The organism is Neisseria sp. 83E34 (assembly GCF_001308015.1).
In the GTDB taxonomy this organism is placed as follows: domain Bacteria; phylum Pseudomonadota; class Gammaproteobacteria; order Burkholderiales; family Neisseriaceae; genus Neisseria.
Genome location: NZ_LGYH01000033.1, coordinates 1 through 847, shown reverse-complemented (window position 1 = coordinate 847; position 847 = coordinate 1). Strand labels below are relative to the sequence as shown.

The following is an 847-nucleotide window of genomic DNA, read 5'->3' as shown; positions in this document are numbered from 1 at the left end:
ATTTGGCCTTCGTTGCTGTACTGATAACGGGTAACGCGCCCCATCGCATCGGTGTGGCTGAGCAGACGGCCCAAGCTGTCGCGTTCCATGATATTGGTGCTGCCGTCGGCGAACACCCGTTTGGTCAGCTCGTTGTTATCGTCGTAATGGTATTGTTCGGTGCGCCCCAACACGTCGGTGACTTCGGTATAGCCGTCGTGGTAAGCGAAACGCCATTCCTCACCCAGCGAAGTCCAATTGCGCAATACTTTGCCGGTGGGGGTGTAATGGCTGTATTCGTAATAGGCGGTCAAACCCGCCGCATCGGTGTGCGACACCATCAGGTTGTTTTGATAGGTGAAGCTGCGTTTGACCGCGCCGTCGCGGCCGATTACGCGCAGCAAATCGCCGCTGCTGCCGTATTCGTAGCGCACCAATGCGTCGCCGACCTGTGCGGCTGCGCCGAAAGCGGGCAGGGCATCGAGCAGCGATACCGACAACAGGCGCAGTTTGGGCGAGGTTTCGTCGGCGACATTGCCGAAGTGTAAGTAGAACACCCGTCCGTTGCCGTCGATAATATATTGCGGCAGCCCGGTCAGCGGGTGGTAGATAAAACGCTGGTGGTTGCCGTTGGCATCCTCCACCGCCACCAGCGGTAGTTCAGTACAGTTGTCGCCGTTCGGGTCGTCTTCCGACACCGCCAGCGGCGCAAAGCGCAACGACACCGAACCGTCCAACGAAGCAATCACATAATGGCCGTCTGAATTTTTGCCGAACCAGATTTGTTCGCTCTCGAACAACACCGGTTCTTCATCGTCTTCTTCCGGTTCCGGCAGCGGAAACAAACGCCCCTGGTCGTCGATATAGG

The 847-nt window shown here is 57.7% G+C and carries 1 pseudogene; it reads right to left on the bottom strand.

What is annotated here, in order from left to right:
- Nucleotides 1-847: pseudogene (locus AKG09_RS12290) on the bottom strand (RHS repeat family protein); the annotation flags it as partial.